The 13,216-nt window shown below is 37.2% G+C and carries 13 protein-coding genes and 1 pseudogene; 8 read left to right on the top strand and 6 right to left on the bottom strand.

Annotated elements, in window-relative coordinates; all coding sequences use genetic code 11:
- Nucleotides 1-30: 30 nt before the first annotated feature.
- The 4 genes and pseudogenes from B0185_RS02070 to mazG all read right to left on the bottom strand — a co-directional run bounded on the left by B0185_RS02070 (nucleotide 31) and on the right by mazG (nucleotide 5,137).
- Nucleotides 31-1,952, bottom strand: a pseudogene (locus B0185_RS02070) (MacB family efflux pump subunit).
- 109 nt (nucleotides 1,953-2,061) lie between these two features.
- Complete coding sequence (cpxA, locus tag B0185_RS02075; protein ID WP_005705562.1) at nucleotides 2,062-3,465, bottom strand: envelope stress sensor histidine kinase CpxA; 1,404 nt, start codon at nucleotides 3,463-3,465, stop codon at nucleotides 2,062-2,064.
- A gap of 53 nt (nucleotides 3,466-3,518) precedes the next feature.
- Nucleotides 3,519-4,253: a response regulator gene (locus B0185_RS02080; RefSeq protein ID WP_005705589.1), complete on the bottom strand. Its 735-nt coding sequence runs from the start codon at nucleotides 4,251-4,253 to the stop codon at nucleotides 3,519-3,521.
- Nucleotides 4,254-4,333: 80 nt separating this feature from the next.
- Nucleotides 4,334-5,137 (bottom strand): nucleoside triphosphate pyrophosphohydrolase, encoded by an 804-nt coding sequence (gene mazG, locus B0185_RS02085; RefSeq protein WP_005705558.1) that lies wholly within the window; start codon nucleotides 5,135-5,137, stop codon nucleotides 4,334-4,336.
- A 166-nt stretch (nucleotides 5,138-5,303) separates the two neighbouring features.
- Between mazG and B0185_RS02090 the strand changes: the two genes are divergently transcribed.
- The 8 genes from B0185_RS02090 to yciH all read left to right on the top strand — a co-directional run bounded on the left by B0185_RS02090 (nucleotide 5,304) and on the right by yciH (nucleotide 11,838).
- Nucleotides 5,304-6,377, top strand: coding sequence for a trypsin-like peptidase domain-containing protein (locus B0185_RS02090; protein ID WP_005705547.1), 1,074 nt, complete (start codon nucleotides 5,304-5,306; stop codon nucleotides 6,375-6,377).
- Between the two features lie 26 nt (nucleotides 6,378-6,403).
- Complete coding sequence (gene cmk, locus B0185_RS02095) at nucleotides 6,404-7,075, top strand: (d)CMP kinase (protein ID WP_005705471.1); 672 nt, start codon at nucleotides 6,404-6,406, stop codon at nucleotides 7,073-7,075.
- 96 nt (nucleotides 7,076-7,171) lie between these two features.
- Nucleotides 7,172-8,836, top strand: coding sequence for a 30S ribosomal protein S1 (gene rpsA, locus B0185_RS02100; protein ID WP_005705476.1), 1,665 nt, complete (start codon nucleotides 7,172-7,174; stop codon nucleotides 8,834-8,836).
- Nucleotides 8,837-8,965: 129 nt separating this feature from the next.
- Entirely contained in the window at nucleotides 8,966-9,247 is a 282-nt protein-coding gene (locus B0185_RS02105; RefSeq protein WP_005705501.1) for an HU family DNA-binding protein, read from the top strand.
- Nucleotides 9,248-9,265: 18 nt separating this feature from the next.
- Nucleotides 9,266-9,553, top strand: a complete 288-nt coding sequence (locus B0185_RS02110; RefSeq protein ID WP_005705517.1) for a LapA family protein — start codon at nucleotides 9,266-9,268, stop codon at nucleotides 9,551-9,553.
- A complete protein-coding gene (lapB, locus tag B0185_RS02115; protein WP_005705493.1) occupies nucleotides 9,553-10,749 on the top strand; it encodes a lipopolysaccharide assembly protein LapB in 1,197 nt (398 codons plus the stop codon). The genes B0185_RS02110 and lapB overlap by 1 nt, the downstream gene beginning before the upstream one ends.
- Nucleotides 10,750-10,760: 11 nt before the next feature.
- Nucleotides 10,761-11,453, top strand: a complete 693-nt coding sequence (gene pyrF / locus B0185_RS02120; protein ID WP_005705509.1) for an orotidine-5'-phosphate decarboxylase — start codon at nucleotides 10,761-10,763, stop codon at nucleotides 11,451-11,453.
- A 73-nt stretch (nucleotides 11,454-11,526) separates the two neighbouring features.
- The gene (yciH, locus tag B0185_RS02125) at nucleotides 11,527-11,838 is read left to right on the top strand and encodes a stress response translation initiation inhibitor YciH (protein WP_005705527.1); all 312 of its coding nucleotides are present in this window, start codon (nucleotides 11,527-11,529) and stop codon (nucleotides 11,836-11,838) included.
- Between the two features lie 144 nt (nucleotides 11,839-11,982).
- Here yciH and B0185_RS02130 read toward each other — a convergent pair whose 3' ends face one another.
- Nucleotides 11,983-12,837 (bottom strand): DUF808 domain-containing protein, encoded by an 855-nt coding sequence (locus B0185_RS02130; protein ID WP_005705465.1) that lies wholly within the window; start codon nucleotides 12,835-12,837, stop codon nucleotides 11,983-11,985.
- Between the two features lie 71 nt (nucleotides 12,838-12,908).
- Entirely contained in the window at nucleotides 12,909-13,178 is a 270-nt protein-coding gene (rpsO, locus tag B0185_RS02135; RefSeq protein ID WP_039851642.1) for a 30S ribosomal protein S15, read from the bottom strand.
- Between the last annotated feature and the right edge of the window lie 38 nt (nucleotides 13,179-13,216).

Consider the following 13,216-nt stretch of genomic DNA (forward strand, 5'->3'; position numbering starts at 1 on the left):
TAAGCGGTCAAATTTGACCGCTTGTACATATTATTCTTGAGATAACGCTGTAATCGGATTTAACTTCGAGGCGTTTTTGGCTGGCATATAACCGAACACTACGCCGATTAAGGTAGAGCAGAATACGGCAAGTATAACGGATTCAGGCGAGAGCACCATTTTAAAATCGCTGCCAAGTGTGTTAAATGCTGTGATAATGGCAACGGCAAAAAGAATACCAATTACACCACCAAGTAAGCAGATTAGCATCGCTTCAATCAAGAATTGTTGTAGAATGTTACTCTGTTTCGCCCCAATCGCCATCCGCACGCCAATTTCTTTCGTGCGTTCGGTCACTGAAACTAACATTATATTCATCACACCGATCCCACCCACAATAAGCGAAATCAACGCAATCGAGGAGATCAGTAGCGTCATTGTGTTAGTGGTGCTGGTAATGGTTTGTTTGATGGTGTCTGAGTTCATAATAAAGAAATCTTTTTTGCCGTGTTTAGCTGTAAGCAACTCGGTAATGCTTTTCTCAGCCGTCTGACTTTCCACATTATCTTTAATTTTGACAGTGAGCGAGTCAATAGACTTCTCGCCAGAAATACGTTGCATTAGCGTTGTGTAAGGTGTCCAGAGCTTCAGACTGGTTTGGTTCATATTGTTAGACTCTTCCGCCAAGCCGATAATGCGAAGCGGCTTTTTACCAACCAGAATAATTTTACCTTCAACAGGTGAAGGTAATCCAAGATCTTTCTGTGTGTGGGCATCAATCACTACCACTTGAGCCGTTTCGTTCACTTCTTCTTCACTGAAAAAACGCCCTGAGAGCATTTTAATGCCTCGTACGTCGGCATATTGCTCGCCTACGCCATTTACGGAGCCTGTTACATTCGTATTGCCATAAATCAATGTTGTGCTAAATGAACTAGAAGGAGTCGTACTATCCACGAAATTCTGTTTACCTAGCATCACTGCATCGCTAATCGTAAGGTTTTTAGTCAGATTAGCTCGTCGGTCACCAAAGCCTGTACCATTCATGATCGTCATTGTATTAGTACCGAGATTATTGATGTTGGATAAAATCTGCTCTTGTGACCCACGCCCTAATGCCACTACGGAAATAACAGACGTAATACCAATGATAATCCCCAACATCGTTAATAGTGCACGTAATTTATGAGCGAAAATAGCACTAATTGCCATTTGGAACGATTCAGCCAGTTGATCAAAAAAGCGAGGTTTTTTATGCGGGGGAGAAGTTGGTTGCGGTTCTACGGCATAAGGTCGTTGGCGTTCATCTCGAATGATTTGCCCATCTTTGATTTCAATCACACGGCTTGCGGTTGCGGCAATTTTAGGATCGTGAGTTACCATAATAATGGTGTGCCCTTCTTTATGTAGATCTTGTAAAATGCCAAGCACAACTTGACCACTATGCGAATCCAGTGCCCCCGTAGGTTCATCAGCAAGAATAATCTCACCGCCATTCATCAATGCACGGGCAATACTTACCCGTTGCTGTTGTCCGCCTGAAAGTTGATTTGGCCGATTTTCAGTTTTATCTGCAAGCCCAAGTTTGTCTAACAGCTGGTTGGCTCGTGCTTTACGGGCAGTACTTTCCATTCCTGCATAGATAGCTGGCAGAGCAACATTTTCATTCGCATTTAAGGAACTCAAGAGATTGTAGCGTTGGAAGATAAAGCCGAATTTACGTTGGCGGAGTTCTGAAAGTTCATCCGTAGTCATTAATTTGGTTTCTTTGCCTGCAATGCGACAAATACCAGAACTTGCAGTATCAAGGCAGCCAATAATATTCATTAGCGTGATTTACCTGAACCTGAGGCTCCGATAATCGCCACAAAATCGCCTTGCTGAATACTAACATTCACATCTTTTAAAATGTGTGCTCGGTTTTCACCTTCGCCAAAGTATTTGTTGAGCTGTTCAATTTCGATTACGTTCATAAGTGTTTGTAAAAATTTAGGAAAAATTAACCGCTTGTGAGTTGCCACAAGCGGTCAAAAATAGAGAAAAACTTGCTTATTCGACTAACAAAAAAGCAATAAGTTCAGCTTATTCTATCCAGAGCGGTAGGCGAATTTCGACACGTAAACCACCTAACTCACTTTTTATTGCCCTGACTTTACCTTGGTGTTGTTGAACCGCATTAGCTACGATTGTTAAGCCTAATCCTGTTCCCCCTGTTTGTCTTGCTCGTGCTTCATCAACACGATAGAACGGCCGGAAAATATGTTCTAATTCGTGATCTGGTACGCCTTCGCCATCATCATCTACTACAATAAATAGAAGATCCTGCTCTTGCTCTTGAGTAATGGATATTTGGACTTTTATGATACTTTTTGCATATTTTTGTGCATTACGAATAATATTTTCTAGTGCACTTGATAATAAGTTGACATTGCCATTTAACGTATAAAGTTCTTTATTTTTAATCTGATCTTCGATAAATAATTTCAAACCATATTGTTCGATTTCAAAGCGAGTATCTTCTAATATATTTTTCCATATATCTTCGGCTTGAAAGAGTTTTCGGGAAATATGTTGATTTAATTCCAAGCGAGAAAGTGAGAGTAAATCAAGCACCATGCTATTCATTTTCTGAATTTCATTTTCAATTCGCTCTGTTTCTTTTGTTTCGCCATTTTTCTTTTTTAAAATAGCAGTGGCAAGTTGTAAGCGTGCTAATGGTGTTTTAAGTTCATGTGAAATATCTGAAAGTAATTGTTGTTGATGGTTATTTGAAGTTTGCAATGAACGAATCATATAATTTAAACTACGACCAACTTCTCTAAATTCTTTAATTCCTAGAGATTCAATCTTAGGATCGATTATCAGTGAACCACGAGCAACAGCATTCGCAGTGATTCGGAGATTTTTTAATGGTCGAGTAATGATCCAAGATAAGATAAAAATTGTTGGAAGCACCAAAATAATTAAGAAAATAATTATTTGAATGGGGTTGTCATATAGGTTGTTTAACCACTCTTTTTGTGCTTGAATTTGGTATAGAAAGTAGGCTTTATATGTACGGTGTTCTGTGCCTAATAAAAATGGCCCATTAATACGTAAATCATCAAAGCTACGAGCCATTGGAACACTATTGTCTTCAGTTTGATATAAGAATGAAAGTAGAGGGCGAATATTAGATTGTTCCATTCCACTTACAATATTTGTTTGTTGGTCAACTAAAATCAGCTCTAAGCCACTAGGCGTGTGAATGGAAAGATCTTTTTCAAAAACCTCATCAAAGTTATAGCGATGTTTAAGTTTAGCAATTTCGTTATTAAGAAAAGTAATATCATTTTCAACAAGAGGAATTAATTTTCGGTCGTCAAGACTAGAAAGAAAAAAAGTTAGAAATAGAATGAAAATAAAAATGCCACTGAAGTAGAAAAAAAGTTGAAAAAATAGGTAATTATTAACTAATGGAAATAAGAAAACGGATTTTTTTGGCATATAATCTCTCAAATAAGAACCCTCGCTAGTAATGATTTAGCGAGGGAAAATAATTATTTTCCTGTTACTAGTAAGTAGCCACGCCCACGTAAAGTCTTAAACCACGGTAAATTATCTTCACGCTCAGGTAATTTCTTACGTAAATTAGATATATGCATATCAATAGCACGATCATAAGGGTTTAATGTTTTTCCTAGAATTTCAAGATTTAATAGTTCACGAGACAGAATGACACCTGGATTCTGAATAAGAATTTGGAGTAATGAAAACTCTGTTCCAGTTAGTTCTAAATCCCGTCCGTTATAAATAGCTTGTTGACGACCTGAATGTAATTCTATCCCATTAAAGGAAAGTGGTTTTCCTTTATGTTCTTCTGGACTATTGTTTGTTTTAATTGGCTGTGTAATTGGTTGTGGAGTAAGCGAAGATGTAGAACGGCGTAAAATCGCTTTAATACGTGCGACCAATTCACGATCATTAAATGGTTTAGGTAAATAATCATCAGCACCTAATTCTAACCCAAGGACACGATCAATATCATCATCTCGAGCACTCAGCATTAGTACGGGCATATTTGAAGTCTTACGCAGTTGTTTGAGTGTTTCTGTACCATTTAATACTGGCATCATAATATCTAACAACATCAGATCAAAAGATTGGGTTTTTAAAAGCGAAAGAGCTTCCTGACCGTTATGGACAACGGTTACGTTGAATCCTTCTAGTAAAAGTAATTCTGCTAAGAGTTCTGTCAGTTCTAAATCATCATCGACAAGCAAAATTTCAGGCATAATTATCACCTTTTGTATATTTCAGCGTTTATCCATTTAAATTCGGCGAATAATGTATAACTTTATATTAAATTGTAAAATTATTCGCAAGATTTGATTTCATTCCACAATACATCTAATTCATTTAAGCTACAATCTGAAACTTGTTTTTGTTGAGATTTAACCAATTGTTCCACGCCACGAAAACGGCGTTCAAATTTAGCATTGGCTTTACGTAAACAGCTCTCGGCATCAATGCCATAATGGCGACAAAGGTTAGTGCTAACAAATAATAAATCACCTAGTTCTTCTTCTAATTTCTCGGCTTGAACGGGCGATTGTACCATTTCGTTCCAGACTTCTTGTAATTCTTCTTCAACTTTATGAAAGACTGATTGTGGGTTATCCCAGTCAAACCCCACTTTAGCACAACGTTTTTGTAATTTATATGCTCGTGTCAGTGCAGGTAAGGCGAAAGGTAAATCATCTAAAATTGAATTATGAGCTTGATGCTTCTCATCATTCGCTTTTTGTTCTTCCCACGTTTTTAATGCTTCTTCGCTGTTTGCCGCTTTTTTATCGCCAAAAACGTGTGGATGGCGATAAATCAGCTTATTATGAATATCAGTCAGCACATCATTAAAATCAAAAGATCCCTCTTCTTTAGCTAGTTGACTGAGGAAAACAACTTGAAGGAGCAAATCGCCTAATTCTTCACGTAAAGCGGTGCGATCTTGCGTATGAATTGCTTCTGCAACTTCATAGGTTTCTTCTAATAAATGCGGAAGCATCGTATTGAAGTTTTGGGCAAGATCCCAGGGGCAGCCTCCTTTAGGATTGCGAAGTTGAGCTACGAGGTTTAAAAATTGAAACATAGTTGGCTGTTGATAATTTTCTATTTTCATAAGTACAAATCATAATATATTTGGATGATTTTTATCAATTTTAGCATAATGTGCCTAAAACAGAAAATATATCAACTTTAAATGCGGAAATAAAAATGGATTCTTTTTTTAGGAAAAGAAAATGATATACTAAAGAAAAACAAGTGAAATTAGATGAGAAGAATAAATGCTAAAGAAATTCATACAAGCGGTGATATTTGGGCTCTGTTTTGCAGGGCTGATTTTGCTTTTTCCTTGGGTTGGAAAACAAGTAAAACAATTGAGTGTATTTCAGCCTGATGTTTTTAGCTATTCGGAAGCCGTACAAAAAGCTTCGCCTGCCGTGGTAAATATTTATACGCAGATTTTAGATCAATCTAGCAGCAACGGCTCTCGATTGAATTTAGGTTCGGGCGTGATTATGACAGAAAACGGTTATGTATTAACCAATAACCATGTCATTAAAGATGGCTATCAAATTGATGTTTATTTGCAATCGGGTAAAGGCTATTCGGCAACCTTGGTTGGATTCGATGTATTAACTGATTTGGCGGTACTGAAAATCGATGGCGGAAAATTACCTACTATTCCTCAAAATCCTCAACGAGAATCCAAAGTAGGGGACGTAGTGTTGGCAATTGGTAATCCTTATAATTTAGGGCAGAGTGTTACTCAAGGTATTATTAGTGCTAAAGGGCGGAATACGATTTCTGACCGCACAAGACAGAACTTTATTCAAACTGATGCACCGATTAGTAAAGGAAATTCAGGTGGGGCGCTGATCAACACTGTAGGTGAGTTGATTGGAATCAATACGATTAGCCTGAAAAATAGTGGGGAAATTCGTGAACTTAGTGTGACAGGCTCAGATTCAATTGCAGAAGGCTTGAATTTTGCTATCCCAATCAGTCAAGCGGTCGAAATTATGAATAAAATCATCAAAGATGGGCGCGTTATTCGTGGCTACTTTGGCGTGCGAAGCGATATTTTCTTTAGTGCTCAACAAATGGGAGTAGAAAAGGGCGTTTTGATTACAGGCGTGAATCCGAATGGTCCTGCTGAAAAGGCTGGCATCCATGTGGGTGATATCATTTTAAAAATTGATAATATTGAGGCTGTTTCGGCTTCGCAAATGATGGAAGCTTTGGGAAATATTAGCCCAAATACGAAAGTGAGAGTATTATTACTTCGACAAGGTAAAGAGCTAGAATTTAATGTAGTAGTGGGTGAGTTTCCTGAGTATCAACCCGTTGATGAATAATTTAAAAAGTTAAAAAGGCAATGATGATGAAAAATGTAATTATTACTGTGGATGGTCCGAGTGGGGCGGGTAAAGGAACACTTTGCTACGCTTTAGCCGAAAAATTAGGCTTTGATTTTTTAGATTCTGGGGCGATTTATCGTATTACGGCATTAGATGCACTAAAAAAACAAGTGAATTTAGAAGATGAAAATGCGGTAGCGGAAATTGGGCGAAATTTGAATGTGCAATTTGTGCCTAATAATGGAGAGGTGAATGTAATTTTAGATGGCGAAAATGTGGGTGACCAAATTCGTACTGCTGAAGCGGGTCAGAATGCTTCTAAAGTAGCAGCTTTCCCAAAAGTGCGAGAAGCATTGTTACAACGCCAACGTGATTTTGCAAGCTCAAAAGGTTTGGTAGCGGACGGACGAGATATGGGCACAATAGTTTTTCCAGAAGCTCAAATTAAGCTTTTTTTAGATGCTAGTGCAGAAGAACGTGCAAAAAGACGTGTAAAACAGTTGCAATTCAAAGGATTTAATGCTAACTTTGATGAAATTTTAGATGAAATTAGAGAGCGTGATTATCGTGACAGAAATCGAGCGGTTGCACCTCTCGTTCCAGCGAAAGATGCGTTAGTATTGGACTCAACGCATTTGTCGATTAGTGAAGTTATTAATCAAGCCTTGGAATATATTTCTTCCAAAGGTTTTTAATTTTTCCTGAGTAAAACACGGATTGTTTTACTTTTATTACTAACCCCATTTAACATGATGTTAAGTGGAAGTTCATTTTTATTTAAGAAGAAAATTATGTCAGAAAATTTTGCTCAACTACTTGAAGAATTCTTTTCAAACGAAGCTCGTTTAGGTTCTGTTGTTAATGGTACCGTAGTCGCTATCGAAAAAGGTTATGTAATCGTTGATACTGGTTTCAAATCTGAATCACGTATCGAAGCATCAGAATTCACGAACGCACAAGGTGAATTAGAAGTTCAAGTTGGCGATCAAGTTGATGTTGTATTAAAAGCAACAGACGACGGTTTCGGTGAAACAGTTGTTTCTCGTGGTGATGCAAAACGTAACGAAGCTTGGATTGCATTAGAAAAAGCATTTGAAGAACAAGCAACTGTTACAGGTTACGTAAATGGTAAAGTGAAAGGCGGTTTCACTGTTGAATTAAACGGTGTTCGTGCATTCTTACCAGGTTCATTAGTAGATGTTCGCCCAGTTCGTGATTCTTTAAATCTTGAAGGTCAAACTTTAGAACTTAAAGTGATCAAGTTAGACCAAAAACGTAACAATGTGGTTGTATCACGTCGTGCAGTAATCGAAACAACTAATTCAGCTGATCGTGAAGAAGTATTAGCGAACTTAGTTGAAGGTTCAGAAGTTAAAGGTATCGTTAAGAACTTAACTGACTACGGTGCATTCGTAGATTTAGGTGGCGTTGATGGTTTATTACATATCACTGATATGGCATGGAAACGTGTTAAACACCCAAGTGAAGTGGTTACAGTAGGTCAAGAAGTAACTGTTAAAGTTCTTAAATTTGACAAAGAGAAAACTCGTGTATCATTAGGCTTAAAACAATTAGGTCAAGATCCATGGGGTGCAATTGCACAGAACCACCCAGTAAACAGCAAATTAACTGGTAAAGTAACTAACTTAACAGACTATGGTTGCTTCGTTGAAATTTTAGACGGTGTTGAAGGTTTAGTTCACGTTTCAGAAATGGATTGGACAAACAAAAATATCCACCCATCTAAAGTAGTAAGCGTCGGTGATGTGGTTGAAGTAATGGTACTTGAAGTAGATGAAGAACGTCGTCGTATCTCATTAGGTTTAAAACAATGCAAAGCTAACCCATGGGAACACTTCGCTGAAACTCACAACAAAGGTGATAAAGTTTCAGGTAAAATCAAATCAATCACAGACTTCGGTATCTTCATCGGTTTAGAAGGTGGTATTGACGGTTTAGTACACTTATCTGACATCTCTTGGGATGTTCAAGGTGAAGAAGCAGTTCGTAACTACAAAAAAGGTGACGAAGTAGAAGCGGTCGTTTTACAAGTTGATGCAGTAAAAGAGCGTATCTCTTTAGGTATCAAACAATTAAACTCAGATCCATTCACTAACTTCATCGATTCAACCAAAAAAGGTGCAATCGTTGCAGGTAAAGTAACAGCAGTAGATGCTAAAGGTGTTTCTGTTGAATTAGAAGGTGGCGTTGAAGGTTTCATCCGTGCAAACGAAGCAACACTTGACCGCGTAGAAGATATCACTTCAGTAATCTCTGTAGGTGATGTAATTGAAGCGAAATTCACAGGCGTTGATCGTAAAGCGCGTGTAATTAACTTATCTGTTCGTGCAAAAGCTGAAGCTGAAGAATCAGCAGCAATTGCTCAAGTGAATAAACAAGAAGTTGAAGTACCAAGTGCAATGGCAGCAGCGTTTGCTCAAGCTAAAGGTGAATAATTCACGCTTCTAGTGTAATTAAGGCGGGTATGTGTTTAAGCATATCCGCTTATTATGATGTTATATTGTCTGATTATATTTAAGTAAAGGAAGGATATTTAAATATAATTAGTTCATAGGATAGAAAATATGACTAAGTCAGAATTAGTGGCTAACTTAACAACACTTAATCCATTAATTCCTTCTAATTTAATCGAAGAGGGGGCTAATGAAATTTTAGAAGAAATTGTTTCTGCATTAGCAATGGGGAAGCGTATTGAAATTCGAGGATTTGGTAGTTTTTCCATTCGTGATAGAGAAGAACGTGTTGCTCGTAATCCTAAAAATGGGGAGAGTGTTACACTTGAAGCCAAAACAGTGGCATATTTCAAAGCAGGAAAAAAACTTAAAGAGTGTGTGGATTTAGTCTAATTTTTAATGAGGGTAGAGATGATTAAGTATATTTTAGGTTTTGTGATTGCAGTAGCGGTAATTTTAGTTGGCATTACTATTGGAGCGAATAACGATCAGCTCATCACATTCAACTATGTTATTGCACAAAGCGAATTACGCTTATCTACTCTTGTTGCCATCTTGTTTGGATTTGGATTAATTTTAGGTTGGTTAATCACAGGTATTTTCTACCTTAAAATCAAATTGCAAAATATTGCATTAAACCGCCGTGTGAAACGTCAATCTCAGCAAATTACAGAACTGACCTCGCCTAAGGCTGAATAATGCTTGAATTATTGTTCCTTTTACTTCCAGTTGCAGCTCTCTATGGTTGGTATATGGGGCGGAGAAGTGCTAAAAAGGATCAAGAGACTGTTCAAAATCAATTTTCCCGTGATTATGTAACGGGATTAAATTTCTTATTATCTAATCAACAAGAAAAAGCGGTCGATCTTTTTCTTTCAATGTTGCAAAAGCAAGAGTCTGAAAATCAAATTTCTCAAGAATCACAATTCGAAGCAGAATTAACATTAGGTAATTTATTCCGTTCACGTGGCGAAGTTGATCGTGCTTTACGAATCCATCAAGCCATAGATTCCAGTCCAGATTATTCTATTGAGCAGAAATTATTAGCAAAGCAGCAACTTGCTAAAGATTTTTTAGCGGCAGGTTTTTATGATCGTGCAGAAAATTACTATATTTTATTGCTTGATGAGCCTGATTTTGCAGTAAATTCTCTTACACAATTAATGGTCATATATCAAAAAACCAAAGAGTGGAAAAAAGCAATAAATGTTTCGGAAAAATTACTGCAAATTTCTCCTGACACAGACAAAAAACCTCTAGCTCATTATTATTGTGAATATGCTCAAGCAGTAAAAAATGATGATCAAAAAGCTTTCTTAGATGCCTTAAATAAAGCATTATTTCATTTGCCAAGTTGTTCTAGAGCTTCTATGTTGTTAGGAGAATTTCACCTAGAGAATAAGCAATTTCGTTTAGCCGCAGATTATTACGAAGCGGTGCTTAGTCAAAATGTAGATTATATTGGTGAAGTACTAGATAAGATTAAACATTGTTATTTAACATTAAATGATCTCTCTGGCTATGAGCTCTTTTTAATTAAAGCAAATCAGGTAAAACAGAACCCAAACGTTGATTTAGCATTAACGCAGTTTATTGATGAAAAAGATGGTAAAATTGCTGCACAATCCAAGTTATATCAACAGTTACGCCAATTCCCGAATATGCTCACTTTCCATCGTTTTATTTATTACCAAATTAACGAAGCGGAAGAGGGCAGTGGTAAAGAGAGTCTGATTTTGCTATATAATATGGTAGGCGAGCAGATTAGAAAAAGTTTTAAGTATCGTTGTTCAAATTGTGGCTACCAGAGTTACCGTTTAAGTTGGTATTGCCCATCTTGTCGTCACTGGGAAACGATTAAAGCTATACACAGTATTGAACCACAATCCCATTAATTGGAGTTTTTATGAATAATAAAGTTATCGTTGCACTTGACTATGAAACAGAGCGTGAAGCACTGAATTTTGTGGAGCAGGTTGATCCTTCGCTTTGTCGCCTTAAAGTGGGCAAAGAAATGTTTACTACGCTTGGCACAAATTTTGTAAAACAACTCCACGAACGTAAGTTTGATGTGTTCTTAGATTTAAAATATCATGATATTCCAAACACTGTAGCTCGTGCTGTACGTTCGGCAGCAGATTTAGGTGTATGGATGGTTGATCTTCACGCATCAGGTGGTTTAGCGATGATGGAACAAGCTCGTAAAATTCTTGAACCGTACGGTAAAGATGCACCATTATTGATTGCAGTAACTGTATTAACTAGTATGGAAGATTTAGATTTGTTACAAATCGGCATCAATGCTTCACCAATGGAGCAAGTAATTCGTCTTGCTCACCTGGCTCAACGTGCGGGTTGTGATGGCGTAGTTTGTTCGCCACAAGAAGTAGAAGTATTACGTACTCACTGTGGTAAAGATTTCAAACTTGTGACTCCAGGTATTCGTCCTGAAGGAAGTGATTTTGGTGACCAACGCCGTGTAATGACTCCAAAACAAGCAATTGAAACAGGCTCAGATTTCCTTGTAATCGGTCGTCCAATCACACAAGCAGAAGATCCGCTTGCGGTACTTAAAAGAATTAACGCAAGTATTGCGTAATTTCGCATAATCAAAAACTTATTTATCCCCTCGTTTGAGGGGATTTTTATCTGAGCTATTTATAGGAATTATTATGACATTAGTTTATTCAACAGAGACAGGTAGAATTAAGCCAGAAAAGACCAAAGAAGAAAGCCCAAAGGGTGATGGCATCGTTCGTATTCAACGCCAAACAAGCGGTCGAAAAGGCAAAGGCGTTTGCATTATTACAGGTTTGGATTTAGAAGATACCGAATTAAAACTCCTTGCTGCAGAATTAAAAAAACGTAGCGGCGTAGGTGGTTCAGTCAAAAACGGTACAATCGAAATTCAAGGCGATAACCGAGAGTTACTCAAGCAAGTTTTAGAGCAGAAAGGTTTTAAGGTGAAATTAGCTGGAGGTTGATGTTAGCCTGAAAATATTAAAAAGCTAAATGTAAAATTTAGCCGAAATTTAACCGCTTGTAGTGAAAGCTACAAACGGTTTTTGAGACTTAACCATTTCACTATTATGGGATTAGTTGGGTATGTATAAAGTCTATCTAATTTTCTATTTCTTACTGAACAACTTCATCGTAGGTAAAATTACCGCACAAGCGATAGTGCCAATGATAATTCCAATCACAAAATCAATGACAGAAGAGAATGATGCTGGAACCATAAAATGTTCTATCCAGTGATGAATTGCAGGTACGTTATGCGAGAAAATACTGCCACCGACCAAAAACATAGCAATGGTGCCAATCATAGATAATGATTTCATAAACCACGGCATAATAAAGAGTAAGCTGCGTCCTATGAATTGCGATAACGAGCCTTTCTTTTTCATCAACCATAAACCGATGTCATCAAGTTTCACGATTAAACCCACAAAGCCATAAACAAATACAGTAATACCGATTCCAACCGCAGAAAGTGAAAGGATTTTGGTTATTGTATTACTTTCTTGTAATACTCCGAGGGCGATGATAATAATTTCAGCTGAAAGAATAAAATCAGTACGGATTGCCCCTTTGATTTTATCTTCTTTTGAAACGCTATTTTCGTCTTCGGCACTTTCTGCGTGTAAGAATTTATGCAATAATTTTTCCACGCCTTCGAAACAAAGATAAACACCGCCAATTATCAATAATACTGTGATGGCTTGCGGTAAATAGATAGATAGCAGAAGAGCAAGTGGAATTAAAATCGCCTTGTTAAGAATCGAACCTTTTGCAACCGCCCAAACAATCGGTAATTCTTGTTCAGGTAAGATATTTTTCCCGCTGACTTGGTTTGCATTTAAGGCTAAATCATCGCCAATCACGCCAGTAGTTTTCTTTGCTGCTATTTTAGTCATAATAGAAACATCGTCCAATACAGCAGCAATATCATCTAATAAGGTAAAGAGAGAGCTAAAAGCCATAGTATTCCTTAAATAAATTTATAAAAAAACCGAGCAAAATTGCTCGGTCTTCAAATTCCAAATTTCGGAAATTAGCGACGTAAACCTAAACGTGCAATGATTTCTGAATATTTAGCAAGATCAGTACGTTTTAAGTAGTCTAATAATTTACGACGACGTGAAACCATACGTAATAAACCGCGACGACCGTGGTGATCTTTTTTGTGTGTAGCAAAGTGAGCTTGTAAATGGTTGATTTGAGCAGTTAATAATGCAATTTGAACTTCTGAAGAACCAGTATCTTTTGCATCACGACCAAATTCAGCAACGATTTGTGCTTTTGCTTCTACGCTTAGAGACATCTTAATTTTCCTTTTTGTTAAGGGTTGAACATACATCA

This window comes from Haemophilus parahaemolyticus (genome assembly GCF_002015035.1).
GTDB lineage: Bacteria > Pseudomonadota > Gammaproteobacteria > Enterobacterales > Pasteurellaceae > Haemophilus_A > Haemophilus_A parahaemolyticus.

Bases quoted from the DNA above. Each gene is read 5' to 3' on its own strand.
- B0185_RS02080 (WP_005705589.1), bottom strand. From the start codon at position 4,253: ATGCCTGAAATTTTGCTTGTCGATGATGATTTAGAACTGACAGAACTC.
- cmk (WP_005705471.1), top strand. From the start codon at position 6,404: ATGAAAAATGTAATTATTACTGTGGATGGTCCGAGTGGGGCGGGTAAA.
- mazG (WP_005705558.1), bottom strand. From the start codon at position 5,137: ATGAAAATAGAAAATTATCAACAGCCAACTATGTTTCAATTTTTAAAC.
- yciH (WP_005705527.1), top strand. From the start codon at position 11,527: ATGACATTAGTTTATTCAACAGAGACAGGTAGAATTAAGCCAGAAAAG.
- rpsA (WP_005705476.1), top strand. From the start codon at position 7,172: ATGTCAGAAAATTTTGCTCAACTACTTGAAGAATTCTTTTCAAACGAA.
- rpsO (WP_039851642.1), bottom strand. From the start codon at position 13,178: ATGTCTCTAAGCGTAGAAGCAAAAGCACAAATCGTTGCTGAATTTGGT.
- cpxA (WP_005705562.1), bottom strand. From the start codon at position 3,465: ATGCCAAAAAAATCCGTTTTCTTATTTCCATTAGTTAATAATTACCTA.
- B0185_RS02090 (WP_005705547.1), top strand. From the start codon at position 5,304: ATGCTAAAGAAATTCATACAAGCGGTGATATTTGGGCTCTGTTTTGCA.
- B0185_RS02105 (WP_005705501.1), top strand. From the start codon at position 8,966: ATGACTAAGTCAGAATTAGTGGCTAACTTAACAACACTTAATCCATTA.
- lapB (WP_005705493.1), top strand. From the start codon at position 9,553: ATGCTTGAATTATTGTTCCTTTTACTTCCAGTTGCAGCTCTCTATGGT.
- B0185_RS02110 (WP_005705517.1), top strand. From the start codon at position 9,266: ATGATTAAGTATATTTTAGGTTTTGTGATTGCAGTAGCGGTAATTTTA.
- B0185_RS02130 (WP_005705465.1), bottom strand. From the start codon at position 12,837: ATGGCTTTTAGCTCTCTCTTTACCTTATTAGATGATATTGCTGCTGTA.
- pyrF (WP_005705509.1), top strand. From the start codon at position 10,761: ATGAATAATAAAGTTATCGTTGCACTTGACTATGAAACAGAGCGTGAA.